Annotated in this window: 22 protein-coding genes; 13 read left to right on the top strand and 9 right to left on the bottom strand. The window is 68.6% G+C overall.

Going from position 1 to position 25,831, the window contains the following annotated elements; genetic code table 11:
- Positions 1–80 precede the first annotated feature (80 nt).
- Positions 81–329, bottom strand: coding sequence for a hypothetical protein (locus ACTJJK_RS18995; protein WP_031370297.1), 249 nt, complete (start codon positions 327–329; stop codon positions 81–83).
- A 93-nt stretch (positions 330–422) separates the two neighbouring features.
- Between ACTJJK_RS18995 and ACTJJK_RS18990 the strand changes: the two genes are divergently transcribed.
- The 3 genes from ACTJJK_RS18990 to groL all read left to right on the top strand — a co-directional run bounded on the left by ACTJJK_RS18990 (position 423) and on the right by groL (position 3,547).
- Positions 423–1,271, top strand: a complete 849-nt coding sequence (locus ACTJJK_RS18990) for an AraC family transcriptional regulator (RefSeq protein ID WP_031370298.1) — start codon at positions 423–425, stop codon at positions 1,269–1,271.
- Positions 1,272–1,487: 216 nt separating this feature from the next.
- Positions 1,488–1,775, top strand: a complete 288-nt coding sequence (locus ACTJJK_RS18985) for a co-chaperone GroES (protein ID WP_031370299.1) — start codon at positions 1,488–1,490, stop codon at positions 1,773–1,775.
- Between the two features lie 131 nt (positions 1,776–1,906).
- Complete coding sequence (gene groL / locus ACTJJK_RS18980) at positions 1,907–3,547, top strand: chaperonin GroEL (protein WP_031370300.1); 1,641 nt, start codon at positions 1,907–1,909, stop codon at positions 3,545–3,547.
- A gap of 197 nt (positions 3,548–3,744) precedes the next feature.
- Here groL and ACTJJK_RS18975 read toward each other — a convergent pair whose 3' ends face one another.
- Genes ACTJJK_RS18975 through ACTJJK_RS18965 form a run of 3 tightly spaced genes read right to left on the bottom strand, consistent with a single transcriptional unit; the run spans position 3,745 to position 6,327 of the window.
- On the bottom strand, positions 3,745–5,208 hold the full coding sequence (locus ACTJJK_RS18975) for a hypothetical protein (protein WP_440730961.1): 1,464 nt from the start codon (positions 5,206–5,208) through the stop codon (positions 3,745–3,747).
- 46 nt (positions 5,209–5,254) lie between these two features.
- Positions 5,255–6,001, bottom strand: coding sequence for a hypothetical protein (locus ACTJJK_RS18970; RefSeq protein ID WP_440730960.1), 747 nt, complete (start codon positions 5,999–6,001; stop codon positions 5,255–5,257).
- 11 nt (positions 6,002–6,012) lie between these two features.
- Positions 6,013–6,327 (bottom strand): hypothetical protein, encoded by a 315-nt coding sequence (locus tag ACTJJK_RS18965; protein ID WP_031370303.1) that lies wholly within the window; start codon positions 6,325–6,327, stop codon positions 6,013–6,015.
- 194 nt (positions 6,328–6,521) lie between these two features.
- Between ACTJJK_RS18965 and ACTJJK_RS18960 the strand changes: the two genes are divergently transcribed.
- A complete protein-coding gene (locus tag ACTJJK_RS18960) occupies positions 6,522–8,492 on the top strand; it encodes an esterase/lipase family protein (RefSeq protein ID WP_440730959.1) in 1,971 nt (656 codons plus the stop codon).
- Between the two features lie 217 nt (positions 8,493–8,709).
- On the opposite strand, the gene ACTJJK_RS18955 is transcribed toward ACTJJK_RS18960, so the two are convergent.
- The 3 genes from ACTJJK_RS18955 to ACTJJK_RS18945 form a co-directional block, all read right to left on the bottom strand.
- Positions 8,710–10,698, bottom strand: a complete 1,989-nt coding sequence (locus tag ACTJJK_RS18955; protein ID WP_440730958.1) for a multicopper oxidase family protein — start codon at positions 10,696–10,698, stop codon at positions 8,710–8,712.
- Between the two features lie 118 nt (positions 10,699–10,816).
- Positions 10,817–12,277, bottom strand: coding sequence for an XVIPCD domain-containing protein (locus ACTJJK_RS18950; RefSeq protein ID WP_440730957.1), 1,461 nt, complete (start codon positions 12,275–12,277; stop codon positions 10,817–10,819).
- 15 nt (positions 12,278–12,292) lie between these two features.
- Positions 12,293–12,790 (bottom strand): hypothetical protein, encoded by a 498-nt coding sequence (locus ACTJJK_RS18945; RefSeq protein WP_051884314.1) that lies wholly within the window; start codon positions 12,788–12,790, stop codon positions 12,293–12,295.
- An 849-nt stretch (positions 12,791–13,639) separates the two neighbouring features.
- Between ACTJJK_RS18945 and glnE the strand changes: the two genes are divergently transcribed.
- Entirely contained in the window at positions 13,640–16,489 is a 2,850-nt protein-coding gene (gene glnE / locus ACTJJK_RS18940) for a bifunctional [glutamate--ammonia ligase]-adenylyl-L-tyrosine phosphorylase/[glutamate--ammonia-ligase] adenylyltransferase (protein ID WP_440730956.1), read from the top strand.
- Between the two features lie 13 nt (positions 16,490–16,502).
- Entirely contained in the window at positions 16,503–16,904 is a 402-nt protein-coding gene (locus ACTJJK_RS18935) for a hypothetical protein (RefSeq protein WP_440730955.1), read from the top strand.
- Positions 16,905–16,925: 21 nt separating this feature from the next.
- Here the strand turns inward: ACTJJK_RS18935 and ACTJJK_RS18930 are convergent, their stop codons facing one another.
- On the bottom strand, positions 16,926–17,909 hold the full coding sequence (locus ACTJJK_RS18930; RefSeq protein ID WP_051884315.1) for a mitochondrial fission ELM1 family protein: 984 nt from the start codon (positions 17,907–17,909) through the stop codon (positions 16,926–16,928).
- Between the two features lie 105 nt (positions 17,910–18,014).
- Between ACTJJK_RS18930 and ACTJJK_RS18925 the strand changes: the two genes are divergently transcribed.
- The 6 genes from ACTJJK_RS18925 (at position 18,015) to ACTJJK_RS18900 (ending at position 23,084) form a co-directional block, all read left to right on the top strand.
- Positions 18,015–18,602 carry a malonic semialdehyde reductase gene (locus tag ACTJJK_RS18925; RefSeq protein WP_408950949.1) on the top strand — a complete coding sequence of 196 codons (588 nt, stop codon included), beginning with the start codon at positions 18,015–18,017 and terminating at the stop codon, positions 18,600–18,602.
- Positions 18,603–18,732: 130 nt separating this feature from the next.
- Positions 18,733–19,323 (top strand): YceI family protein, encoded by a 591-nt coding sequence (locus ACTJJK_RS18920; RefSeq protein WP_031370312.1) that lies wholly within the window; start codon positions 18,733–18,735, stop codon positions 19,321–19,323.
- Between the two features lie 10 nt (positions 19,324–19,333).
- Positions 19,334–20,047 (top strand): pirin family protein, encoded by a 714-nt coding sequence (locus ACTJJK_RS18915; RefSeq protein WP_031370313.1) that lies wholly within the window; start codon positions 19,334–19,336, stop codon positions 20,045–20,047.
- A gap of 335 nt (positions 20,048–20,382) precedes the next feature.
- Complete coding sequence (locus ACTJJK_RS18910; RefSeq protein ID WP_031370314.1) at positions 20,383–20,583, top strand: zinc-finger domain-containing protein; 201 nt, start codon at positions 20,383–20,385, stop codon at positions 20,581–20,583.
- Positions 20,584–20,614: 31 nt separating this feature from the next.
- Positions 20,615–21,742 carry a glycosyltransferase gene (locus ACTJJK_RS18905; protein ID WP_440730967.1) on the top strand — a complete coding sequence of 376 codons (1,128 nt, stop codon included), beginning with the start codon at positions 20,615–20,617 and terminating at the stop codon, positions 21,740–21,742.
- Complete coding sequence (locus tag ACTJJK_RS18900) at positions 21,723–23,084, top strand: O-antigen ligase family protein (RefSeq protein ID WP_081930553.1); 1,362 nt, start codon at positions 21,723–21,725, stop codon at positions 23,082–23,084. Before ACTJJK_RS18905 ends, ACTJJK_RS18900 begins: the two co-directional genes overlap by 20 nt.
- A gap of 33 nt (positions 23,085–23,117) precedes the next feature.
- On the opposite strand, the gene lpxL is transcribed toward ACTJJK_RS18900, so the two are convergent.
- Positions 23,118–24,059, bottom strand: a complete 942-nt coding sequence (gene lpxL, locus ACTJJK_RS18895; RefSeq protein ID WP_031370317.1) for an LpxL/LpxP family Kdo(2)-lipid IV(A) lauroyl/palmitoleoyl acyltransferase — start codon at positions 24,057–24,059, stop codon at positions 23,118–23,120.
- Positions 24,060–24,313: 254 nt separating this feature from the next.
- Between lpxL and waaA the strand changes: the two genes are divergently transcribed.
- On the top strand, positions 24,314–25,609 hold the full coding sequence (gene waaA, locus ACTJJK_RS18890; protein ID WP_031370318.1) for a lipid IV(A) 3-deoxy-D-manno-octulosonic acid transferase: 1,296 nt from the start codon (positions 24,314–24,316) through the stop codon (positions 25,607–25,609).
- The last annotated feature ends 222 nt before the right edge of the window (positions 25,610–25,831 follow it).

The raw sequence follows: 25,831 nt of genomic DNA, 5'->3' as shown, positions 1-25,831 counted from the left end.
GGCTACGGCCAGGAGCGCCGCGAGCCGCGACCGCGAACCAGGGACGCGACGAAACCTCGGCCCTTACGCGTCCGCCATTCCTATCCTTGCCCGGCAACCCACGCACGCAGCCCCGGATCGCGAATCTCCAATACCTCGAACAGACCCAACGCGCGCAAGGCCGGCAACGCCTCGGCGATATGCCGTTCGGCCTGCGCACGCGCATCGGCATCGCCATCCGACCAGACCCGCGCATTGGCGAGAAACGCGCCGACCGATCCTTTGCGCACGAGGACGCCGTCGATGCGGGTGTGGTCGAGATGGTCGGGCAACAAGTCTTCGGCTCGCATGGCGCGGCTCCGTTCGGGATGAAGCGATCATGCTGGGTTCGGCGACGGCGCTCTGCTACGTTGCCCCGGCCATTCGATAGCGCGTTCCAGCCAATGTCCGACCCTCTGCTCGCCGCGCTCCGCGCCGATTCCGCCGACGGACCGGTGGTGATCGCCGTGACGATGGCCCGCGCCGGCGTGCGCGACACCGCCGCGCACCGACACGCACGCGGGCAGTTGTTCGGCGCGCACCGCGGCTTGCTGACCGTCGGCACCGCGCAAGGGCGTTGGGTCGTGCCGGCCACCGATGCGGTATGGGTGCCGCCGCAGGCCGAGCATTCGCTGCGCTCGCACGGCGCCGCCTTTTCCGGCTGGAGCGTCTACGTCGCCGAATCCGCCTGCGCGGCGCTGCCGGCGCAAGCCTGCGCCCTGCGCGTGTCCGGTCTGTTGCGCGAGGCGGTCGCGCGGGCCGCGCAATGGCCGGGCGACGCGCCCCTGGGCCCGGCCCAGGCCCGGCTCGCCCAGGTGCTGCTCGACGAGATCGCCCTGGGCGAGCCTGCTCTAAGCGGGTTCGCACTGGATGGGCCCGCTCTCAGCAGGCCCGCGGACCCGGCGCAGCGGCCGATCGGCCTGCCGATGCCGACCGACCCGCACTTGCTGCGCGTCGCCCAGGCCCTGGCCGACGATCCGGCCGACCCGCGCGGCCTGGCCGAGTGGGCCGCGTTCGCGCATCTGTCCGAGCGCAGCCTGAGCCGGCGCTTCGCCGCGCAGACCGGCCAAAGCCTGCTGCAATGGCGGCAGCGCGCGCGCCTGATGCGGGCGCTGGAGCGCCTGGCCGCCGGCGATGCGGTTACCGCCATCGCCCTGGACCTGGGCTACGACAGCGTCAGCGCCTTCATCGCCATGTTCCGGCGCAGCCTCGGCGCCACCCCGACTGCCTACCTGAAGCGGCTCGGGACCTGAGCGGTCGGGCTGCGCGAGCGGGCCGGTACCCGGCCTGTCATCGACCGGCGCCAGGATTTCGTCGCCCACCCCTTGAAAGGCTCCCGGGACCGCCTCATCTAGCGTGCAGTCCCGGTTCGTCCGGGCGCTTTTGTCCCCGGCGTTGGCACTCTCCGGGGGCGACTGCTAAAATTCCCGTCCTTTCTCCACCCATTCAAGCACTTACAGAGGGTTGCCATGAATCTCAAGCCGCTTTACGACCGCGTTGTGGTCAAGCCGATCGAAGCCGACGAAATCTCGGCCGGCGGAATCATCATCCCCGACGCCGCCAAGGAAAAGTCGACCAAGGGTGAAGTCGTCGCCATCGGCGAAGGCAAGGCCCTGGACAACGGCAGCGTGCGCGCGCCGAAGCTCAAGGTCGGCGACAAGGTCATCTACGGCCAGTACTCGGGCAGCTCCTACAAGCAGGACGGCGTCGAATACAAGATCCTCAAGGAAGACGACGTCCTCGCGATCGTCGGCTGATCGGGCGGGAGTCGGGAATAGGGAATCGGGAATCGGTAAGCGCTTGCGCTGCCTCCCGGGTTTCCGTTCCGACTCCGTAATGCGCTCTCTCGATTCCCTATTCCCTATTCCCCATTCCCGGAGTTCCAACCATGTCCGCTAAAGAAATTCGTTTCGGTGAGGACGCGCGCGCCAAGATGGTGCGCGGCGTCAACGTGCTCGCCAATGCCGTGAAGGCCACCCTCGGTCCGAAGGGCCGCAACGTCGTGCTCGAGAAGAGCTTCGGCGCGCCGACGATCACCAAGGACGGCGTGTCCGTCGCCAAGGAAATCGAGCTGGCCGACAAGTTCGAGAACATGGGCGCGCAGATGGTCAAGGAAGTCGCTTCCAAGACCTCCGACAATGCCGGCGACGGCACCACCACCGCGACCGTGCTGGCCCAGGCGCTGATCCGCGAAGGCATGAAGGCCGTTGCGGCCGGCATGAACCCGATGGACCTCAAGCGCGGCATCGACAAGGCCGTGATCGAGGCCGTGGCCGAGCTCAAGAAGCTCTCCAAGCCGTCCTCGACCAGCAAGGAAATCGCCCAGGTCGGCGCGATCTCCGCCAACTCCGACGCCGACATCGGCGACCTGATCGCCCAGGCGATGGACAAGGTCGGCAAGGAAGGCGTGATCACCGTCGAAGACGGCTCGGGCCTTGAGAACGAACTCGACGTCGTCGAGGGCATGCAGTTCGACCGCGGCTACCTGTCGCCGTACTTCATCAACAACCAGCAGTCGATGTCGGCCGAGCTCGACGACCCGTTCGTGCTGCTGTACGACAAGAAGATCTCCAACGTCCGCGACCTGCTGCCGGTGCTGGAAGGCGTGGCCAAGGCCGGTAAGCCGCTGCTGATCGTCGCCGAGGAAGTCGAAGGCGAAGCGTTGGCGACCCTGGTGGTCAACACCATCCGCGGTATCGTCAAGGTCTGCGCCGTCAAGGCCCCGGGCTTCGGCGACCGTCGCAAGGCGATGCTGGAAGACATGGCCGTGCTGACCGGCGGCACCGTGATCTCCGAGGAAGTCGGCCTGCAGCTCGAAAAGGCGACGATCAAGGATCTCGGCCGCGCGAAGAAGGTGCAGGTCTCCAAGGAGAACACCACCATCATCGACGGCGCCGGCGACGGCGATTCGATCCAGGCCCGCATCAAGCAGATCAAGGCGCAGATCGAAGAGACCTCTTCGGACTACGACCGCGAGAAGCTGCAGGAGCGCGTGGCCAAGCTGGCCGGCGGCGTGGCGGTGATCAAGGTCGGCGCATCGACCGAGATCGAGATGAAGGAAAAGAAGGCTCGCGTCGAAGACGCGCTGCACGCTACCCGCGCTGCCGTGGAAGAAGGCATCGTCCCGGGCGGCGGCGTCGCGCTGCTGCGCGCCAAGGCCGCGATCTCGGGCCTCAAGGGCGCCAACGAAGACCAGAACCACGGCATCCAGATCGCCCTGCGCGCGATGGAAGCCCCGCTGCGCGAAATCGTCACCAACGCCGGCGAAGAGCCGTCGGTCATCCTGAACAAGGTCCAGGAAGGCAAGGGCGCGTTCGGTTACAACGCCGCCAACGGCGAATACGGCGACATGCTCGAGTTCGGCATCCTGGACCCGACCAAGGTCACCCGCACCGCGCTGCAGAACGCGGCTTCGATCGCCGGTCTGATGATCACGACCGAAGCGATGGTCGCCGAGCTGCCGAAGAAGGACGAGCCGGCGATGCCGGGCGGCGGCGGCATGGGCGGCATGGGCGGCATGGACTTCTGATCGACCGATCGCCATGAAGCAACATAAGGAACCCCGCCGAAAGGCGGGGTTCTTTTTTTGCGGCATGCCGTGCGGCGCCGATCGCGCCGCGCACCACGATCGCGGTATCGATTTCCGATCCAGCCGTTCGCCGTCGCACGCATCGAAAAACCCCGTCGGAAGGCGGGGTTTCTGTCGATTCGGCGCGCGACCGCGGGCTAGAGAATCGTGCCGAGGAAATCGCGATTGAGCGGCATCACGTAAGCGGCCATGTCCAGCACGGTATAGCGCGCGCTGGCGCCGGAACCGGCGAATTGATCGATCAGGCTGACACAGCGGTCGCGTTGCCGGGCAGGCAGAAAGCGCAGGATCGGCACCAGCCGGCGATGGCCGATGGTTTTCCATAGCTCCACCGCGTCCAATCCGGCCATCCATTGCAGGGCCAACTCGTCCGACAGGCCCAGCGCCGGATGCCCGCCGACGGTGCGGATGCTCTGCTCGCGCAACTGGCGGATGTGGCGATGATTGGAGCGCTGCTGGTCGGCGCTGGCGAAGCCGATGTCGCCGCTGGCCGGGCCGAAGCGGGTCGGCGCGTCCTTCGCGGCGGCGCCGAAACCGAAGCCCGACAGCAACTGCTCTTGCTCCTGCAGGTCTTCGCTGATCGCGCTGAGCGTGCGCATGCGCGTGCCGCCGAGCAAGGCCTCGCACGGGAAGAAATAACCGAACGCGGCGAACACGCGCTCGTGCAGCGCTTCGTATTGTCCGGCCCGGCCGGGCGTCGCCAGCGCGCGGTCGACGGCTTCGACCAACTCGGGCGCGACGTCCAGATCGGTGTCCGGGTCCAGCATCAGCACGACTCTGGGCGCGATCATCTCGTCGGTCAGATGGATCGTGGTGACTTCGTTGCGTCGCAAACGCTCGAGATCGCGGCGGAAATCCGCGGCCAGGCCGAAGCCGTTGACGCCGCCACCGGCGTTGGCGTTGTGGATGCTGCGCGTGTGCAGTTCGTGCAGCACCCGGCTGGCGGTGGCGCTGATGGTCCAGCGCGAGGTGAAGGACACTCCGCCCGAACGCGGCGGCCGCTGCGGATGCCGGTAGACCACCGGCGAACGAGGCGAGCGGGCACCGAACAAGGCGTCGCCCGGATCGGGGCCGAAACGCAGGCCGCGGTCGAGCCGGCGGGCGGCGAACAGCGCCTGCACCGTCGCCAGCGGCAGCGCGGTGAACTCGTCCGGCGTGCGCACGCTGAACCCGGCCAACCGGCCCTGCAGGTTCGCGAGCAAGTCCGGGGCTTCGTCTTCGTTGCGCAGCCCCCAGCTCGCTTCGGCGGGCTGCGCCGTGGGCGCGGTGGGGCGCAGCGCCGGACGCGGCGGCGCGGGCGCCGGTGCCGGTTCGGGTTCGGGCTCCGGCTGGGGTTCTGGCTCAGGTTCCGGTTCCGGTTCCGGCGCGCGCGGCGCCGGACGTACGCTGAGCACGGCGTCCTCGCCGATCACTTCCTTGAGTTTGGTCTCCGCCTCGATCGACGGATCTAGGCGGGCATTGCCGAAACCGAAGCGGTCCCCCGGCGCCATCGCGTCGAGGCCCGCGAGTTGTTCGCGAACCTGCCGCAACGAGGTGTCCGGCATCAGGCGCAGGACGAGGTCGCGATCGGGTTCGCCGGTGAATGCGATGGTGACGAGCATGCGGAGCCCTCGGTTGGGCGCTACGGCGGGCGCGGCGCGCGGCCGCTCAATCCGGATCGACGACGAAAAAATGCACCCGCAGCCGGCCGAAGAAGTCCCGATCCGGGTCGCCTTCGTCTTGCACCTGGATGCGTTCGAAGGTTTGCTCGGCGCTGCCGTCGGCCCAGACGACCCCGGCGTTGACCTGCAGCGCCGCGCCGCCGCCCGCCTCCAGCGCGGTGCCGCGCCGGGTGTCCAGCCGCCCGGCGGGCGGCGTCGGTGGGAAGCGCCGATTGTTCCGGGTATAGACCTGCGCGGTGATCGGGTCGAGAAACTGGTGCACGTCCCAGGTGATGATGTCGCAGGTCCACAGCTGTTGCAGTGCGGCCAGGCGATGCGAATGGCCGAGCCGCGCGCGCATCAGATCGACGGTGATCAGATTCGCTTCGTGCTGGAACCGGCGCACGGTGACGCTACGAAAGCCCAACGGGTCGTCGCGCTGGACGGCGTAGAGGCGATCCACCACCGGCTCGGCACCGGTGGCGATGCGGAAACCGAAGCCCAGCGGCCCAGGCGATCGCGCGCGGATCTGGATCGACAGCGCCGCGCCGCGGCTCACCGCGACCAGATTCGGAAACACGCGATCGGGTGCGAGCTGCGGCAGGCGCGCGTCGGTGAACATATGCGCCTGCGCGCCGCGATTGCGATGGCGGGCATCGGCATCCTCGTCGTTGAGGCCGAAGCGGACCAGCAGATCTTCGCTGTCGCGCAGCCAATCGGTGGATTGGCCTTCCAGCGCGTGGGACGCGGTCATGGTCGGATGCCTCAGATGCGATTGATCGAAAAGCTCAAGGTAGTGCCGCGCACGCTGAAGGTAGCGGTATGGCCGTTCGGCGCGTAGGCCACCGACGGGCCGTCGCGGCGCGTCCCTCCGATCGCGCGCGCGCGCACGCGCACGCGTTCTCCCACGCGCAGCGCATCGCCGTGGAAGCGCATCGCGGACAGGTCGACGCTGCGGGTCAGCCCGGCCGCGAATGCGCCGCCGGCCGGGGCCTGGCTGATGGCCCGGTCGCCGTCCAGGCGCTGGATGATGAAACGCAGCACGAACGCGGCGTTGTTGGCGCAGGCGATGTGCTGCACGTGAATTTCGGGCTGGCCTGACTCTGCGGGATTTCCGGATGGGTGCATGACGGGCGCCTCGTGCGCGCAAGACAGAAAGCGGAGGAGTCGATACGGGGAACGCCCTGGCGGGCTTGGCGTGAAGGCGCGCCGGTGTTTACGCCGGAGCGGGCGCGCTCGACAATGCGAACGGTTTTTTGCCCGGTGGATAGGACATGCGTGCTTGGGTCGGCTTGTTGGCGGGATTGGTGCTGCTCGGCGGCAGCGGCTGCGCCGTGGTCAAGGTCAAGGAACGCGCGTTCGGGGAGGTCGCGGTCGAACGCAACGTCGACGCGCTCAGCGGCGGGCGCCTGAGCACCGCGGCGGCGACCGCGCTGGGTTCGGCCGGCCTCGACCCCGAGCAATGCGCGCGCGAGCCCGAGCCCTGCATCGCGCAGTTGCGGCCGCTGGCGGCGGTCGAAGACTGGCTGGCGACCGCGGCGGAGTTGCAACTGCTGCGCATGAACGCCGCGCCGGCGACCGTGACCAAGGCCGCCGAGAGCGCCGGGATCGCGAAGCGGGCCGAACCGTCGGAGAGCCCGGTCGTGGCGCCGGACGTCGACAGCGACCTGCGCACGCGCGCGGCGATCGAGACCGCGCGCTATGCCTACGCCTATTTGTTCCTGAGCCCGCGCACGCCCGAGCAGCGCGTGTTCGAGGCGCGCCAGGAGCGCGTGCTGCGTTTCTACAACCGCGCCATCGACGTCGTCGCCCAGGCCGCGTTCGAGGCCAGCCGCGGCCAGATCGGCACTACGCCCCTACAGGTCGGCGGGCTGGAACTGAGCATCGCCCTGCACGGCTACGAAGCCACCGAGCTGACCCAGCAGCCCGAAGCCTTGCTCGCCTCGGACACCCTGGGTTTCGACAACCTGCGCGCGGTGTATCGCCGCGACGGTTTCGGCACCGCCCTGGTGGCGGTGTTCCCGCGCCGTTCGCGCAGCGACCCGGATGCCGCCGACACGCCCTACCGCGACACCCGCTACCTGCCGGTCACCGCGACCCTGCGTTTCGACGGCGACGGCGGGCTCGATGCCGTGCTCGCCAGCCGCACCGCGCGCATGGACGTCTACAACCCTTATCGCATCGACAGCGAGACCATCGCCGGGCGCAAGGTGCCGCTGGCGGCGAACTACTCGGCCGCCTACGGCATCTGGCTGGCGCGTTCGGAACTGGCGCGGTTGAGCCTGTCGAGCCTGCTGCGGCCGAAGCAGGCGCGCGCGTTCAAGCCGCGCATCTACCTCAACCAGCCCTACGACCCCGACAAGCGCGTGATCGTGCTGGTGCACGGCCTGGCCAGCAGCCCTGAGGCCTGGGTCAATCTCGCCAACGAACTGCTCGGCGACGAAACCCTGCGCAAGCATTACCAACTGTGGCAGGTGTTCTATCCGACCAACCTCAGCATCCTGTCCAATCGCGCGGCGATCGACTCGGCCCTGACCCAGACCTTCGCCCATTATGATCCCGAAGGCGACGATGTCGCCGGCCGCGATGCGGTGTTGGTCGGGCACAGCATGGGCGGGGTGATCTCGCGCCTGTTGGTCAGCGACAGCGGCGACCACGTCCTCGATGCGACCTTGCAGGCCTTCGACCCAGCCGCCGCGCAGCGCCTGCGCAACGAGCCGATGGTGCGCGAGCTGACCGTGTTCAAGGCGATGCCGCAGTTCGAACGCGCGGTATTCCTGGCCTCGCCGCATCGCGGCGCGGTGGTCACCGACGGTTGGCCGTTGCGGATGGTGCGCAAGCTGATCCGCTTGCCGTTCGACGTATTGCGCGAAACCGCCGAACTGGCCCAGCGCAACGAAGTCGGCCAGGACGAATTGCAGAAGATCGGTTTCCGCAAGGGGCGCCCGCCGACCGGCCCGGACGACCTCAGCCCGAACTCGTTGTTCATGCGCAGCACCGAAAACCTGCCGATCGAATCGGGCCTGCCCTACCACACCATCGTCGGCCAGCGCGATCTCAAGCTGCCGCTGCTGCAATCCAGCGACGGCGCGGTGCCGTACCGCAGCGCGCATCTCGATGGTGCGCTCTCGGAGAAGGTGATCCCCTCCGGCCACAGCGTGCAGGAGACCCCGCAGGCGATCCTCGAGCTGCGCCGCATCCTGCGCATCGACATGGCCGAGTATGCGAAGCGGGTGGAGCGCTGAGGCGCGGATCGCCTGGATCTGCCCGTAGCGGCTCCCCTGTAGGAGCGGCGTGAGCCGCGACCGCGCTATCGCGGTAACGATGCCGGTCCGGTTTCGCAGGCGGGGCGCCGGGCTTCGGGATGAGGCGTGGGATCTATCGCTTCGGTTGGTCGCGGCTTACGCCGCTCCTACAGCAGACATGCGTGGATCGNCGCTCGTGCCGCGATCTCCTCGTGCCTCAATGGTGGCCGTTGCCGATGCCGTTGCCCTTGCCGTCGGGCACCAGCATGCGCACGTTCTGCATCATGCCCTGGTCCTCGTGGTCGAGGATGTGGCAGTGCAGGACGTACTCGCCGATGTAGCGTTCGTAGCGGGTACGCACGAACAACTGGTAGCCGCTCTTGACGAACAAGGTGTCCTTCCAGGTGCCTTTGGTGTTGGCGTACTGCGAGTCGCCCGGGTCGCCGGTGACGCTGACGTCCTTGCCTTCCTTGTTCAGAATGCGGTCCACCTGGAACGGATTGACGTGGATGTGGAAGGGATGACTGCCGACGGTGGAGGTCAGGCGCCATTCCTCGACATTGCCGAGCACCAGGTCGCGCCCGCTCTTCGGGTCGTAGGTTTTGCCGTCGACCATGTAGTCCTCGCCCTTGATCGAGAATTCCAGTTTCTGCTTGCCGGTGAGGTCGCCGGTGGCGATGTCCTTGTGCGGCACGAACGCCGTCAGCCGCAGGCGGTCGTTGAGGTCGGCGACGACCTTGGCGCGGACGCCGTCCGGCATCAGGTACTTCGCCGAGGTGATCAGGTTCTCGGTCAGGTAGGCGCGGATGTCGGCGACCGGCGGCACCGCGGTCGCGGCGACGTTGGCCAGGCCGAGCAATTGCCGGTTTTCGGCGGCGTTGGTGATGCTGGCGGTGGCCGGTGCGGCGCCGTCGATCACGCAGTACTGGCCAGCTTGCGGGAACACGACCAGGGCGTCGCTGCGATAACCCGGCTGCAGGACGATTTCGCTTTTCTCGATCGCCTGGCCATGGGTCAGGCCGTCGGCGGCGACCTCGAACTGCGGCAGCAGCGGGCCGGTGCAGTTCTGGGTCACCCAGCCGTCGAGCGCCGGTCCGGACAAGCCCTCGATGCTGGCGGCGCCCGCGCGCACCGCGCGCAGTTGCAGGTTGATGCTGTTGCGTACGCCGGCGTGCACCAGGCGCCAGCGTTCGATGCGGCCGGCTTTGAGTTCGTAGAAATTGGGCAGCACTTCGCCGTTGATGCTGGTGTAGCGGCCGGAGAGTTCCCACAGGCTCTTGCCACCCGGGAACCCGAACTGGTCGTAGGCTTCGATGCCGCCGACATCGCCCGGATCGCAGCGCCAGAAGCCGTTCTCGTCGGTCTTGATCTTGCCGAGCGTCTTGCCGGGCTCGGGCCGATCGCGACAGGCGTAGGCGACCTGCTGGAACAGCAACAGGCGTTCCTGGTAGGGCGTGCCGCCTTGATCGCGCAGCAGCGTGTCGAGGTCGCCGTTGCGATCGTTCGAGGGCAGGCGGTTGCCGCGTACGATCAGCGCGCCGGCCATGCCGCTGGATACCTGCAGCGCGGTCGAGCCGTGCAGGTGCGGGTGATACCAGAAGGTGCCGGCCGGGTGATCGGCGGGCAGGTTGTACTCGTATTCGAACTTCACTCCGGGACGCAGGGTCAGCAGCACGTTGTCGCTGTTGCCGGTCGGGCTGACCCACAGGCCGTGCGAGTGCAGGTTGGTCGAGTTGAAGCAATGCGGCACGTTGATGCCGACCGGCGCGCAATCTTCTTTCGGCAGGCTGTTGTCGAGGCGCACGCGCACGGTTTCGCCGGGTGCGGTGACGATGGTCGGCGCCACGAACGGCACCTTGGGATTGGTGCCGGGGCTTTGATAGGAACGCAGCTTGACGGTGTCGAAGCGCGTATGCCCCGGGTCCCAGATCTTCGACTCGGTATACACGATGCGCAGGTCGAGCACGGCCTCATGCGTGTCCAGCGGTTGCGGGCCGCTCTTGGTCAGAAGCAGAGACGGCGTCTTGGCGTCGCCCGAGCGCAGCATGCGCGCCAAGACCGGTTCGTCGAAATTGCGCGGCGCGTTGTCCTGCGCGGCGAGGGTCAGGGGGGCAGCGGCGAGCAGGCAAGCGAGAGCGAGAGGTTGCGCTCGCGGTGTCGGCCAGCGTTGCGCATTCACAGCCGAGGTCTGGGAATTGCGGTCCATGCTTGGGTTCCTGGTGGCACTACGGTGAAGTGCCGGATCGGCACTGGAAGGTGTCTCGGTGGACCGCCGGCGCCTTGCGCGCCGGCGTTCTGAATCGCCGCGGTGCTGTTGCTGCTGTTTACAGTGCGGGGGTCGCTCGCGATGCGGTCTGTTGCTGCCCTTGCGCGGCCTGCTGGGCCGGCGCCTGGGCCTGGTTCAGGGCTTCGAGTTGGCGGAAGGATTCTTCCGCCGGCGCGGTGCGATCGGTCGCCACGCTGACGCGCGTATGGGTGGGGCTGGCGAGGTCGCCCTGGACCAGGAACGCGGTTTTGCCGACTTCCTGGGTGGCCGGATCGACGCTCAGCACGACATGGTCCGGAGTGAGCCGGTTGCGCTTGCTCTCCAGAGTCAGGCCGGCGGCGATGCGGTCGGCGTCGCGCTCGGACACGCTGCCGCCGTGCTTGTGGAACTCGCCGTTGACCTTGTCGAGGATGCCGCGGAACAAGGCGTGGTCGGGATGCTCGGCATGGCGCGGGTCGCCTTTGCCGTGCGCATGCGGGTCGCCGCGCAGTTCGTTGAGCAGGTCCAGCGGCGAGGTGTTGATGTTGACGTGGGTATGGGTCGACTTGGTGTGGTCGAAGTGCCCGGCCCTGGGCGGCGTGCTGCTGGTGTCGAAGTAAGGCTGGCGGTTGGCGGAATTGGCGCCGAGGTCGATGCCGTTCTGCTCCATGATGTTTTCGTTGAGCTTGAGCTGGGTCAGGTTGACGTGCAGCTCGGGCTTGCCGCCGGCCGCGGTCTTGCCGTGGGCGTGTTCGAGCTGGCTGACGTAGCTGATGTAGCCGGCGCCGTAGTAGTTGGCGTAGTCCGAATTGCCGTTGTGGCCCAGGCGCGCCTGCGCCGGCGGCATGTCGAAGTAGTACTTGCCCATCGCCTTGACGTTGTCGGCGCTCATCGCCATCGACAGGTTCGCATCGACGGTCAGGTCGGCCTTGAGCGCATAGGTGAAGTTGGGCGCGGTGCCGCCGCGGGTCATGAAGTCGCCGGCGCGGCCGGGCGAGGCGTTGTAGACGTCGGCCAGGGTCGCGGTCGGCTTGGCTTCGCGCACGCTGCCGACCAGTGCGTTCCAGCCGGCGATGTGCGCCTTGGCTTCGTTGTCGCGGTCGGCCTGGATGACCTTGCCGATGGTCGCGGTGTAGTCGTGCTTGTCGCCGACGGTCTTGGCCAGCGCGGTGGCTTCGGTGGCGAAGGTCTTGAGCGCGGTGTCGCGATCGGTGCGGTAGAAGCCGTGCTGCACTTCGTGGCCGAGCACGAAGGTCATGTTGCCGGCGTTGTAGCTGCCCGCCGGCGGCTTGGTCAGGCCGTTGATCGGCAACAGCATGGCCTGCTCTTTGCCGTTGTAGGCGCCGCCGGCATGTGCGTCGGTAAGCGGCTTGAACGATTTCAGGTGGCCCTTGGCGATGGCGTCGTCGACCTGCGCCGCCAGGGTGGGCGAATTGGCGATGGTGGTCTTGAGGTTCGCGGCGACCTCGGCGGTGACGCCGGGTTGCTTGGCGAATTCGTCGAGCAGCTTCTGCAGCTCGGTACTGGTCGGAGTCGGCATGACGGCTTCCCTGCCTTATTCGATGGTGATGGTCTTGACGCAGCGATGGCCGATCTTCTCCGGCGAATCGTTGGACTCGCCCTCGATGAAGACCTGCAGCGTCAGCGTCGGGCGCTGGAAATTCCAGTGGTCGACGCGGCCGTGTTCGCCGTACGAGGCGCTGTCCTGGAATCCCATGCCCTTGAGCTCCTTGGCATAGGCGTCGAAGTCGAGGCCGCAGATCGGGGTCATCGGCGCACGCTCGTTGCCGGTGCGGGCGAAGTCGAAGATCAGCTTGTTCTTCTGCGAACCGGCCGGGCGGGTGACGTAGAGGTTGTACGACCAGTCCGGATGGATCTGGGCGCCGGCGCCGAACGAGCCGTCGCCGCTGTCGGCCTTCCGCATGGCCAGACCGGTGTGTTTCTCCAGGTGCTCGGCGGTCAGGTCGGCATTGGACGCCAGGCTGCCGATCAGCTTGAGCATGCGGCGGCTGACCTCGTCGCCGCTGAGTGGGGTGGTGCCGGTGGCGGTCATGGGGTCCTCCTTGGGTGCGTTGGTACTTGAACGGGGCGATGAGGCATGGCTGCAGGCCGACAGGGCCAGGCACATGGCCCAGGCCGTCAGCAAGCTGCGGGGGAATGCTGGATTGCGGGGCATGGCGCCTCCTCCGTGGACGCGGGTGGCTTCCATATAGATACGGGGAGCACGCCAAATCAACGGCAGGAGCGTGGCCGACAGGACAAAGCGGTTCATGAGCGCGCGCAGCGTCACGCTATTCATGCCGCCGGGCTGCGACCGTTTGGCGCAAGCGAGCGCAGGGCTTCCCTATTCAGGTTTCTTCGGCCGCGAGAGCGCCACGCGCTTACGGTCACAGCGATGAATCCGATGTCATCGGTAACATCCGCGCCGCGACAGGCTTTGCCGATCCGTATCGGGAATCGTTCTCAGTGCTTCAAATGAACTGGGGAGTTCTGTTTTGCAGTGCAGCGTGCAAAGGGGATAACGCTTCCTTCACGATCGCCCCGCATCCCGACGTGGGGGAGGGAGCAAGCCCGCAACCGGTTCTACCGGAAGCGGGCTTTTTTATGCCCGAAGGTTTTGTGGCGGGTCCGGCGTCGTCGCGAACGCCTGCATCGGCCGATCGAGTTCGTGCGAACGGGGCCGACGAAAGCAAGGTGCGAGCGCGTTGACTGCCGCCACGCCCGGCGTCGCGCCGCACGGCCGAATGCAGGCATCGGAATCGCTGCTCGTTCGATGCACCGGCCAGGCGCGCCGCGAGCGCGGCATCGGTCGTAGCTCCGCTGGCCTCGCTTCTCACTCCTCGTTCCTCATCCACGCCGATTCCGATTCCGATGCCGCGCAACGGCATGCCATCATCGCCGCATGTCCGCGTCTTTCTCTTCGACTCTTCCCCACGACGGCCCAGCACTCGAACACGCGCTCGCCGAGCGTGCGCTGACGCGCTTGCGCGCCGCCTCGCCGGAGGCGCGCGCCGCGCTCGACGATGCCGGCCTGGCCGCGCGGGTGGCGCGCGTCGCCGCGGTCAGCGACTTCGCCATCGACACCTTGGTGCGGCAACCGGCCTTGTTGCTCGCGCTCGGCGCCGACGACGGCGCGAGCGAACCGCCGCCGCCTTCGCTCGAGGCCGAGTTCCGCGCCGACTGGGGCGCGCGCCTGCGCCGTTACCGCGCCGCCGGTTCGACGCGCCTGATCTGGCGCGACACGCTCGGCCTGGACCGGGTCGAGGACACCTTGGAGGGCAGCACTCGCTTGGCCGAGGTTTGCCTGCAGGTCGCATTGAGCGCGCTCGAAGACGAATTCGAACGCCGCCACGGCGCGGTGCGCACCCGCGACGGCGAACGCGTGCGCCTGGTCGTGTTCGGCCTGGGCAAGCTCGGCGGCGGCGAGCTCAATTTCAGTTCCGACGTCGACCTGGTCTACGCCTACGAGCACGACGGCAGCACCGAGTTCGACGGCCGCGACGCCGCGCGCGCGCTCGACGCCGAGGCTTATTTCGCCAAGCTCGGCCAGCAACTGGCGCGCTTGCTCGACGAGATCACCGCCGACGGCTTCTGCCACCGCGTCGACTTGCGTCTGCGCCCCTACGGCAACGCCGGTCGCGTGGCCTGGTCGTTCGCGGCGATGGAACAGTATTTCCAGCGCGAAGGCCGCGACTGGGAGCGTTATGCCTGGCAGAAGGCGCGCCCGGTGGCCGGCGACCTCGAGGCCGGCGAACGCTTCCTGGATGCGTTGCGGCCGTTCGTGTATCGGCGTTATCTCGACTTCGGCGCGCTCGACGGTTTGCGCGCGATGAAGGCGGCGATCAGCGCCGAGGTCGCGCGCAAGGAACTGGCCGACGACATCAAGCGCGGCCCCGGCGGCATCCGCGAGATCGAATTCCTGGTCCAGGCCTTGCAACTGATCCGCGGCGGCCGCGAAGCCGAACTGCGCGGGCGCCGTCTGTTGCCTGCGCTGCGCGAATTGATCGCGCTGCGCCAGATCGCCGAAGAAACCGGCGAGTCGCTGGCCGAGGCTTATCGCTTCCTGCGCCGTCTGGAGAACCGCCTGCAGATGCTGCGCGACGCCCAGACCCATGCCTTGCCGGCGGCCGAAAGCGACCGCCTGCGCATCGCCGTCGGCCTGGGCTATCCGGATTGGTATGCGCTGGCGGGCGAACTCGAACGTTGGCGCGAACGCGTGACCGGCGAGTTCGAGGCCTTGCTCGCGCCGCGCCGCCGCCGCGCCGCGCCCGATGCCCTGACCGCGTACTGGCGCGCGCTGCCCGAGTCCGGCGATGCCGAGACCTTGGCCGAGGCCGGCTTCGAGGCCGCTGCCGATGCCGACGGCGCGCTGCGCGATTTCGCCCGCAGCCCCGGCGTGCGCGGTTTGTCGGATGCCGCGCGTACGCGCCTGGACCGAGTGTTGCCGGCGCTGCTGCAGGGCGCGGCGACCTCGTCGCAGCCGATGCTCGCGCTCAAGCGACTGCTCGCATTGCTGCACAACGTCCTGCGCCGCAGCGCCTACCTGGCCTTGCTCGATGAGCAGCCGGCGGCGTTGTCGCGCCTGGTCGAGGCGGTGTCGCGCAGCGCCTTGCTGGCCGAGCGCCTGGCCTCGCATCCGCTGCTGCTCGACGAGTTGCTCGACGCGCGCGTGGTCGGCCCCTTGCCGGGCCGGGAAGAACTGCAGGCGGCCAGCGCCGAGGTCGACGGCGGCGACGATGCCGAGGCGACGCTGCAGGCGCTCAACGAGGTGCGGCAGTCGCTGAGCTTCCGCATCGCCATGGCCCTGCGCGACGGCCGCCAGAGCGCCGAGCAGAGCGCGCGCCAGCTCGCCTGGCTCGCCGACGGCGTGGTCATGCGCATCCTGGCCTTGGCCGAGCAGGAAGTGGCGAGTGCGCATGGCCGCGTGCCGGACGCGCGTTTCGCCGTGCTCGGTTACGGCAGCCTCGGCGGCGAGGAACTCGGTTTCGGTTCCGATCTCGACCTGGTGTTTCTGTACGACGCGCCGGCGATCGAAGGCGGGGCGCAGTCCGACGGCGCGCGTCCGCTCGACGCCGGGCGCTGGTTCGCGCGCCTGGCGCAGAAGATCGTCGCCCTGCTCGGCGCGGTCACCGCGGCCGGGCGTTTGTTCGACGTCGACGTGCGCCTGCGCCCGGACGGCGCCAAGGGCCTGCTGGTGTCGTCCTTGGCCAGCTTCAGCGACTACCAGTACGAGCGCGCCTGGACCTGGGAGCACCAGGCCCTGGTGCGTGCGCGCTTCGTCGCCGGCGATGCCGGCCTGCACGAGCGCTTCGAGGCGGTGCGCGAACGCACCCTGGCGCGCGAGCGCGACCCGGCCAAGTTGCGCGACGACGTCGCCAAGATGCGCCTGAAGATGCGCGCCGAACTCGACCGCAGCGACGCCGCCTATTTCGACCTCAAGCAAGGCGAGGGCGGCCTGGTCGACCTGGAGTTTTTGCTGCAATACCTGGTGTTGCGCGATTCGGTGCGCGAGCGCGCCCTGTTGTCGCCGCGCGACTCGGCCGGCCTGATCGAGGCGGCGCGCCGCAGCGGCGCCTTCGACGACACCCAGGCCGCCTCGCTGCGCGTGGCGCATACGACCTTGCTGGCGGCGGGCCTGGAATGCACGCTCGACCGGCGCCCGCGCCGGGTGGTCGAGACCGAGGCGATCGCTGCCTCGCGCGCGGCCATCTCCACGGCGATGCAGGCGCAGGGCCTGCGCGAGGCGTCATGAGCGGGCCGCAGGCATGATCGACGACACCGCGCGCGGCATGATTTCGGTGTGGATGGGCACGACCACGCAATCGCCGCAGGCGTTCGAGCGCTATCTCGACGGCATGGAAGTAAGCGGTTCGGGTTGCCCGGCGCACCGCGACTTCGATTGCGACTTTCTCGATGCGGATTTCTTCATCGCCTATGCCACCGCCGGGCATCGGCGCGTGCCGATCGAGGAACTGGTGCGGGAAGTAGACACGCATACGCCGCAGACCGAACGCGCGATCCTCGCGCGCTGTCATGAGCTCGGCGTGATCGAAGGCAATGCGCTGTATTTCTACGACCACGCCGTTTTCCACGAAGCGCAGCCCGGGCGGCGTTACAACGAGTTGTATTTCATCGGCAACTTCGCCAACCCGCGCCAAGCCCGCTAGGCGCGGCCGTCGGCCGAATGCTCAGTCGCGCAGGCCCAGCCGTTGCCGGACTTCCTGCGCGACCCGCGCGGTTTCGCGCAACGGCGTCACCGGGTAGGCCGACAAGCGTTGGTCGAAGGGCCGTACGCGGCCGAGGCTGAGCAGACTGTCGACGAAACGGCCCGGGCGGCCGTCGACGCGCTCGATGCCGAAGGCGAACACCGGCACGCGCGTGGCCGCGGCTTCCGACAGCATGTTGACCGAGTCGGCGGTGCAGACGATGCGGTCGGCCCAGCCGAGCAGGCCGGGATACGGGTTGCTGCCCTCGCCGGGCTCGTACCAGGACACCCGCGGCAGGCGTGCCAGACGCTGGCGCAGGCGCGCGCGGATCTCGACCGGAGTGCGTCGCGAGGTGGTCGCCAACAGGCTGCCCGACTCGCGTTCGAGCAGGGTCTGCAACTGCGTCGCCAGCACGTCGAACGCGGCCTGGTCGAACTTCGCGTGCGCGCTCGGGCCGCCGAGCAACAAGGCCGTACGCGGCCCGGGCAGGGCGCCGAACGCGGGAAAGGCGCTGCGCGCGCCGGCCAGCCACAGGTCGTCGACCGGGTTGAGGCTGCCGAGCAGGGTGACGACGTTGCTGCCGTGCAGGCCGTCGTGCTCGGGCGCGATCACCAGGTCCCAGTGTTTCGGCGAGATGCGCGGGTCGAGGATCTGCACCGCCGCGCAGCCGTCGCCGCGCAGCAGCCGGGTGGCCAGCGCGGCCTGGCGGCCGCAACCGATCACCAGCGCCGGGCGGGCGCCGCGGGCGCGGACGAATTCGGGGCCGAAGGCCTGGCCGGCGCCGGGCAGGCACCGTGGCGAGGCCCAGCGCCAGGGCGCACGCGGGCTCAGCGTCCAATCGATCGCCGGCCGGCCCAGGGCCTGGGTCAGGGCATTGGCTTGGCGCTGATTGCCGGCATGGCCGTCGGTCAGGATCCAGGTTGCAGCCGTGGAGCTAGTTTTGGCAGAAAGACCGTTTCGTTGCACAGATGCGCTTAATCCGTTCCGGGATTGTCGGTTCTAAGGTCAGATTGAGACTCTACACTTCGTCTCCCGATCAATGCCCAGCGCGGCAGCCTCATGGAGAAGACGATGTCCAGGCCCCTGAACGACGAAGCCCTCGATCAACTGTTCCGCACCGCCCGCACGCATAACGAGCTCGGCGGCGAGGTCAGCGACGAGACGCTGCGCCAGCTGTACGACCTGGTCAAATGGGCGCCGACCAGCGCCAACGGCTCGCCGGCGCGCTTCGTGTTCGTGAAGTCGGCCGAAGCCAAGGAAAAGCTGCGCCCGGCGTTGTCGGAGGGCAACCTGGCCAAGACCATGGCCGCCCCGGTCACGGTGATCGTCGCCCACGACCTGGAGTTCCACGACAAGCTGCCCTACCTGTTTCCGCACGCCGATGCCCGCAGCTGGTTCGCCGGCAACGACGAGCACATCCGCACCACCGCCTTCCGCAACGGCAGCCTGCAGGGCGCCTATCTGATCCTCGCGGCGCGTTCGCTCGGCCTGGACACCGGCGCGATGTCGGGCTTCGACAACGCCAAGGTCGACGAGGCCTTCTTTGGCGGCACCCAGATCAAGTCGAACTTCCTGATCAACCTCGGCGTCGGCGCGCCGGCGGCGCTGTTCCCGCGTTCGCCGCGCCTGCCGTTCGACGAAGCCGCGCGCATCGATTGAGGCGTGCGCGCCGCCACGCTTCCGGCGCGGGCCGAAGCCGGCCCGCGCTTGCTTGCGCAATAGTGCCGTGATGTCGTTACCCCCGACCCATACGATCCATCCCCTTACGACTCCATTCGAGGAACTCACCATGAAGCGCATCCTGCTTGCCGCTGCCCTGGGCCTGGCCTTCGCCGGCACCGCCAGCGCCGCCGCCGTGACCTACAAGATCGACCCCAACCACACCGACGTGGTGGTCGGCTGGAGCCACTTCGGCTTCTCCAACCCGGTCGCGCATTTCGGCAAGGTCGACGGCACCATCACCTACGATCCGGCCAAGCCGGCGGCGTCCTCGGTGCAGGTGACGATCCCGCTGGACGGCCTGGATTCGCACGTGCCGGATTTCGACGAGCACCTCAAGAGCGCCGATTTCTTCGACGCCGAGAAATTCCCGACCATCACCTTCAAGAGCACCAAGGTCGAAGCGGCCGGCGACAAGAAGCTCAAGGTGAGCGGCGAGCTGACCGTGCACGGCGTGACCAAGCCGGCCGTGCTCGACGTCACCATCAACAAGATCGGCGAGCAGCCGATGGCCAAGCGCGCCGCCGCCGGTTTCGACGCCAGCACCACGCTCAAGCGCAGCGATTTCGGCCTCGGCAAGTACGCGCCGAACGTCAGCGACGAAGTCAGCATCCGCATCACCACCGAAGCGTTGGTGCCCAAGCCCGAAGCCAAGAAGTAAGCGCGACCCCATGATCATCGAACGTCCATCCAGCGCCCGCGGCCAGGTCCAGGCGGGTTGGCTAGACAGCCGCCACACGTTCTCGTTCGGCGGCTATTACGACCCGGCCTGGATGGGCTTCGGTGCCTTGCGCGTGATCAACGAAGACCGCGTCGAAGCCGGCGCGGGCTTCGCGCCGCATCGCCACGCCAATATGGAAATCCTCAGCTACGTGCTGAGCGGCCGCCTGTCGCACAAAGGCAGCGCCGACGACGGCGGCGTCATCGGCCCCGGCGAGCTGCAGTGGATGAGCGCCGGTCACGGCGTCGAACACAGCGAGTACAACGGCTCCGACAGCGAGCCGGTGCATTTCCTGCAGATCTGGGTCCAGCCCGACCGGCTCAACGCCCAACCCGCCTACGCCAAGCGCGAGGCGGCCGAAGCGCGCGACGGCGAGTTCGTTCTCCTGGCCTCGCGCGACGGCGCCCACGGCGGCCTGCCGGTGCGCCAAGACCTGCGCCTGTATTCGCTGGCCCTGGCGCCCGGGTCCAGCGCGCGACGCCTGCTCGACGCGGGGCGGCTGTATTGGCTGCAGGTCGCGCGGGGGCGGGTCGAGGTGGGCGGACGCACGCTCGAAGCCGGCGATGCGCTGGGGTTTCGCGAAGAATCGGTCGAGCTGGTGTCGACCGGGTTGGGCGATACGACGGCCGATCTGCTGTTTTTCGATCTGCCGCCGGCGGGTTGAGAGCAAGAGCAAGAATCAAGAGCAAATCCCCCCTGGCCCCCCTTTTTCAAAGGGGGGGAACCCGTTACGGGGATTTCGCCGATCTGAGCCTTGATCGCTTCGATCAATCTTTAGCTGATCGAGCCGTTCGCTTCGTCGTTACGAGATCAAGAGCACCCGGAGGCGACCAAGCCGCCAGTGCTGCCATACCCACCAGAAGGATTCCCCCCCTTTGAAAAAGGGGGCTAGGGGGGATTTGCTCCTAAAGTACCCAACCCGGCCGCCGCGCCCCGCACACGGCCTTGCCCCGCAACGCTGCTAAACTGCCACCCCCGCGTCGCCATCCGTCGTCCCTCATGACCGCAGCCAACGCCCATCCCACCCAGGCCAACGCCGAGCAGCGCTATACCGTCACGCGCGCCGACCTGCCGTTGAGCTGCCCGCTGCCGTCGATGGCGCTGTGGAACTCGCATCCGCGCGTGTACCTGCCGATCGAGGCCGAGCGCGAATGCCAGTGCCCGTACTGCGGCGCGCATTTCACCCTGGTCGACGACTGATCGCGGCCGCGTGACACCGCCCACGCCGACCATGCGCCGGCTGACGGTGATGCAATTGCTGCCGAAGCTGGAATCCGGCGGCGTCGAACGTTCGACTCTCGAAGTCGCCGAAGCGTTGGTGCGCGCCGGCCATCGCGCCATCGTGGTCTCGGCCGGCGGCCGCCTGGTGCCGCAACTGCTGGCCTCGGGCGCCGAACACATCGAACTGGCGATCGGGCGCAAATCGCCTTCGACCCTGCGCCATGGCTTCACCTTGCGCCGGCTGTGGGCCGAGCACTCGGTCGACATCGTCCACGCGCGTTCGCGCCTGCCTGCCTGGATCGGCCTGCTGGCCTGGCGCGGCATGGACGAGGCGACGCGGCCGCGCTTTGTAACCACTGTGCATGGGCTCAATTCGCCGTCGCGCTACAGCGCGGTGATGACCCGCGGCGAACGCACCATCTGCGTCTCGCGCACGGTCCGCGACTACGTGCTCGAACACTATCCCGATACCGACCCGGACAAGCTGCGCATCATTGCGCGCGGCATCGACCCGGCGGCGTTCCCGCACGCGCCCTGGCCCGATCCGCAGGCGCGGGCCTGGGCCGCGGCGCGGCATCCCGCGCTCGCCGGCGACGGCCCCTTGTTGCTGTTGCCCGGACGCGGTACGCGCCTGAAGGGCCATGCCGATGCGCTGGCCTTGCTCGCCGCGATCCGCGCCGACGGCCGCGATGCGCGGCTGTGGCTGCCGGGCGCGCGCGAAGCCGGGCGCGAGGCGTATATCGTCGAACTGGAACAGGCCGCGCAGCAACTCGGCATCGGCGAGGCGATCGCCTTCACCGCACCGACCGACGAGATTGCCCGCGCCTATGCCGCGAGCGATCTGGTCCTGCAGCTCTCGCGCAAACCCGAGGCCTTCGGCCGCACCGTGGTCGAAGCCTTGTCCTGCGGGCGTGCTGTGGTCGGTTGGAATTACGGCGGTGTCGGCGAGCTGCTGACCCAGTTGCAGCCGCGCGGCGCGGTCGCGCCGTTCGACCTGCAGGCCCTGCGCGCGGCGGCTTGCGAATTGCTAACGCAAGCGCCCGCGGCTGTGGATACGATGGCGTTTTCCCTGCGGGCGATGCAGGAGGCCACGCTTGCCGTCTATGCCGAACTCGTCGATGCCGCACACCGCGCCTGATCCGGCGACGGCTTCGTCCGGGCCGCCGCCCGCCGAGGCACCTCATGCGATCGTCGGCTGGCGCTGGGCGCCGGCCTGGATCCTGGCCTATGTCGCGCTGCTGTTCGCGCCGGGCTATGCCGAAACCGTACTCACCCTCGGTGCGCTGACCGCCCTGGTGCGACTGGTGCTGGTGCGCTTCAACACCGGCGCGCGCCTGCTCAGCGATCCGGCCTGGGTGCTGACCAGCGCCTTGTTCGCGGCGTACTGGTTGCCGGAACTGATCTCGGCCACCGATGCGGTCGACCCGGGCCGCGCCTTGCGTGAGGCCGCGGTCGATCTGCGCTATCTGCCGTTCCTGTGGCTGGTCGCGGCGGCGGTCGCGACCCGGCAGGGGCAACGCACCACCTTCGGCGGCCTGGCCATCATCATCGGCCTGTGGACCGTCGATGCCTTGCTGCAAGGCCTCACCGGCACCAGCCCGCTGTTCTTCGGCATCGACTCGCTGAAGCAGGCGATCAGCGGCCACGGCATGTGTTCGGACGCCGAGATCGCCAGTGTCGACCGCCTCAGCGGCGTGCTCGGCCCGTGCAATCTCAAGCTCGGCCAGGTGATCGCGAGCTTCTCGCCGTTTGTGCTGTACGCGGTCGGCCGCCGTTTCCGTCTCGGCGGTTGGTTGGTCGCTGCCGCCGCGGTCGGCGTGGTCGTGGTATTGGCCGGCTCGCGCGCGTCGTGGATCACCTACGGCCTGGTGCTGGTGCTGTCGGGTTGGCGCCTGCTCGGCTGGAAACGCCTGCTCGGCGTATTCGCGTTCGGCGTGCTGGCACTGGCGCTGCTCGACCAGACCAGCCCGCAGGTGCACGACCGCCTCGCCCGCACCGCGCACATCGTCAGCGCCGACGTCGAAGGCCTCGACAGCGCGCTGTCGGGGCGCACGCGCATCTGGCGCGCGGCGCTGTGCATGGTCGGCGAGCATCCGCTCAACGGCGTCGGCGCACGCGGTTTCCGCGAAGCCTTTCCGGCCTGCGACCCGCAACCCGGGCGCACCACGTCCTGGGGCGAAGGCCCGGCGCTGCATGCGCACCAGTTGCTGCTCGAAGTGCTCGCCGAAACCGGCGCTTTCGGCCTGTTGCTATGGCTGGCCGGCGCCGCATTGGCCTGGCGCGCGTGGGCGGTCGCCGACGCGCGCGCGCGCGAAGCCGCGCGGCCGGCGATGCTGGCCCTGCTGGTGACGGTGTTCCCGTTCAACACCCACCTGGCCTTCTATTCGACCTTCTGGGGCGGGCTGACCTTGCTGTTGGCGGCCTTGTACGCCGGCAGCCTGCTGGCGCAGCCGCCGGACGAGGGCGACGCGACGGCGTAAGCGGTCGCGTTGTTCTGGTCCCGACCGGGCCGATCAGGCCGGAGCGTTCTCGACGGGCTTCTTGTACGGCGAACGCAGCCCCGGCGGGCGGCGCTTGAAGCGGCGGTGGATCCACAGGTACTGGCTCGGCGCTTCGCGCACCATCGCCTCGATCTGGGCGTTGACGCGGGTGCTGTCCTGCGTGGCATCGCTGGACGGGAACTCGGCCAGCGGTGCGCCGACGCGCAATATGTAATCGGCGCCCTCGCGGCGATGGAAGAACGGCACCACCGCGCAGCCGCTGAGGCGCGCGAACTGGTGGGTGGCGGTGATCGTCGCCGCCGGCACGCCGAAGAACGGCGCGAACACCGTGTCCTTGCCGCGCATGTCCTGGTCTGGCGCATACCACAGGAAGCCGCCCTGCTTGAGGTGGCGCATCGCCGGACGGATCTCTTCGTTGGTGAACATGGCCGCGGCGTAGCGCAGGCGGCCGCGCTTGACCGCCCATTCCATGACCGGGTTGCGGTGCTTGCGGTACATGCCGGCCAGCGGCAAGTGGTCGCACATCAGCCGCCCGCACATCTCCAGGGTCATGAAATGGCCGGAGATCATCAGCACGCCGCGTCCGGCCGCGCGCACCTCGTCGAGCCGCTCCAGGCCTTCGATGCGCACCGTGCGCCGCATCGGCGCGACCCCGCCCCACCAGGCGCGGGCGAATTCGAAGAAGCCGATGCCGAGATCGCGGAAGCTTTGCCGCAGCAGGGTTTCGCGCTCGGCCTCGGTCTTTTCCGGGAAGCACAGGGCCAGGTTGATGCGGGCCGCGCGTCGGCGCTGGCCCGCCACGCGCAGGGCGAAGACCCCGATCAGGCGGCCGAGCGCACGTTGCAGGCCCCAGGGCAGGCGCGCGCCGAAACACATCGCGGCCAGCGCGAGCCACATCGGCCACAGGCGCGGCACCAGCAGGGAAGGGCGAGGGGGCAGGACAGGTTCGGCCATGGCCATAGTTTATGCGGTGAGCGTGCAGTGCCGGTGCAATACGGGCCACGAGCGCGACCGCGGCGGGCATCCGCACGTCGGGGTTCGATGCCGGCGGTGTGTGGTTTGCGCTGCGCTGCGGGCCTCGCAGCCTCCGCGCCGATGAGCTGCGAATGCCCGCGTATCGCCGGTTCTGCGCATCCGGTCGAGTCCGGTACGGTGCGCGATGACGGCATCCACGACCGGATCACCTCCGCAAGCTTTATCCTTGTCGGATGCGGAAGGACTTGATCGAGCGCCTGTTGCGCGGCCTGTATTCGGTCGCGCTGTATCTGTTGGCGCCGGTGACGATCTATCACCTGATCTGGCGCGGTTTCCGCCAGCCGGCCTATTTCCAGCGCTGGCTCGAGCGTTACGCGATCTATCGCGGCCCCGCGCAGACCCGCACCCTGTGGCTGCACGCGGTCTCGGTCGGCGAGGTCAACGCCGCGATTCCGCTGGTGAACGCCTTGCGCCGCGGCCGTCCCGATTTGCGCCTGCTGGTGACCACGATCACCCCGACCGGTTCGGACCGCGCGCGTTCGGCCTGGGGCGATTCGGTCGAGCACGTGTATCTGCCTTACGACCTGCCCGGCGCGGTCGGGCGTTTCCTGCGCCATCACCAGCCCTGCGCGGCGCTGATCATGGAAACCGAGTTGTGGCCGAACCTGTTGTTCGGCTGCCGCGACCGCGGTATTCCGGCCTATATCCTCAATGCGCGCCTGTCGGAGCGTTCGCTGCGCGGCTACCGCGTGTTGGCGCCCTTGGTGGGGCGCGCCCTGCGCACGGTGCGCACGGTGGCGGCGCAGTCGCGCGCCGACGGCGAGCGTTTCGTCGAACTCGGCGCGCGCCCCGAGCAAGTCACCGAGACCGGCAACCTCAAGTTCGACGTCAACGTGCCCGACGCACTCGACGAGTTTGCGCTCGAATGCCACCGCCACACCGGTGAGCGGCCGGTGTGGATCGCGGCGAGCACGCACGAGGACGAAGAGGCCGCGACCGTGACCATGCATCGGCGCCTGCGCGAGCGTTTCCCCGACCTGCTGCTGTTGTGGGCGCCGCGCCATCCGGAACGCTTCCGGGTCGTCGCCGAACATGCCCGCAGCGCCGGCTGGCAGGTGTCGACGCGTTCGCGCGCGCGCTGGCCGCAGCCGGGCGACGATGTCTTCGTCATCGACACCCTCGGCGAACTGATGAGCTTCTACGCCTGTGCCGACGTCGCTTTCGTCGGCGGCAGCCTGCAGGCGATCGGCGGGCACAACCTGCTCGAACCGGCCGCGACCGGCACCCCGATCGTGACCGGCCCGCACCTGCACAACTTCGTCGAGATCGCGCAGCGCCTGGAAACCGCCGGTGCCTTGCGGATCGGCGCCGACGCCGAGGCGGTCGAGGCCGCGGTCGAGCGCCTGCTGGCCGACCCGATCGAACGCGCCAAGATGATCGACGCCGGCCGCGCCCTGGTCGAACTGGGCCGCGGCGCCTTGGCCCGCACCATGGCCTTGCTGCAGCCGGCCTTGCCGCCGCTGCGTTGAGCGCGGTGAATCCATCCCTGTAGGAGCGGCGTAAGCCGCGACCGCGGGATGGGCAGAAACGCCATCGTCGTCGTAAATCATCGACGCGAAATACCGGCACGCGGGTAGGAGCGGCGCAAGCCGCGAGCGCGAACCCGCAACCATTGCGCAGCCATCCGCAGAGCGTCGTATTCGCAGCGGTGCCCGCGGTTGCACGGTCGTTGCCAGGGCGCGGTCGCGGCT

Source organism: Lysobacter sp. 22409, from assembly GCF_052045105.1.
In the GTDB taxonomy this organism is placed as follows: Bacteria; Pseudomonadota; Gammaproteobacteria; order Xanthomonadales; family Xanthomonadaceae; genus Lysobacter; species Lysobacter antibioticus_B.
This window is presented reverse-complemented; position numbering and strand designations above follow the sequence as displayed.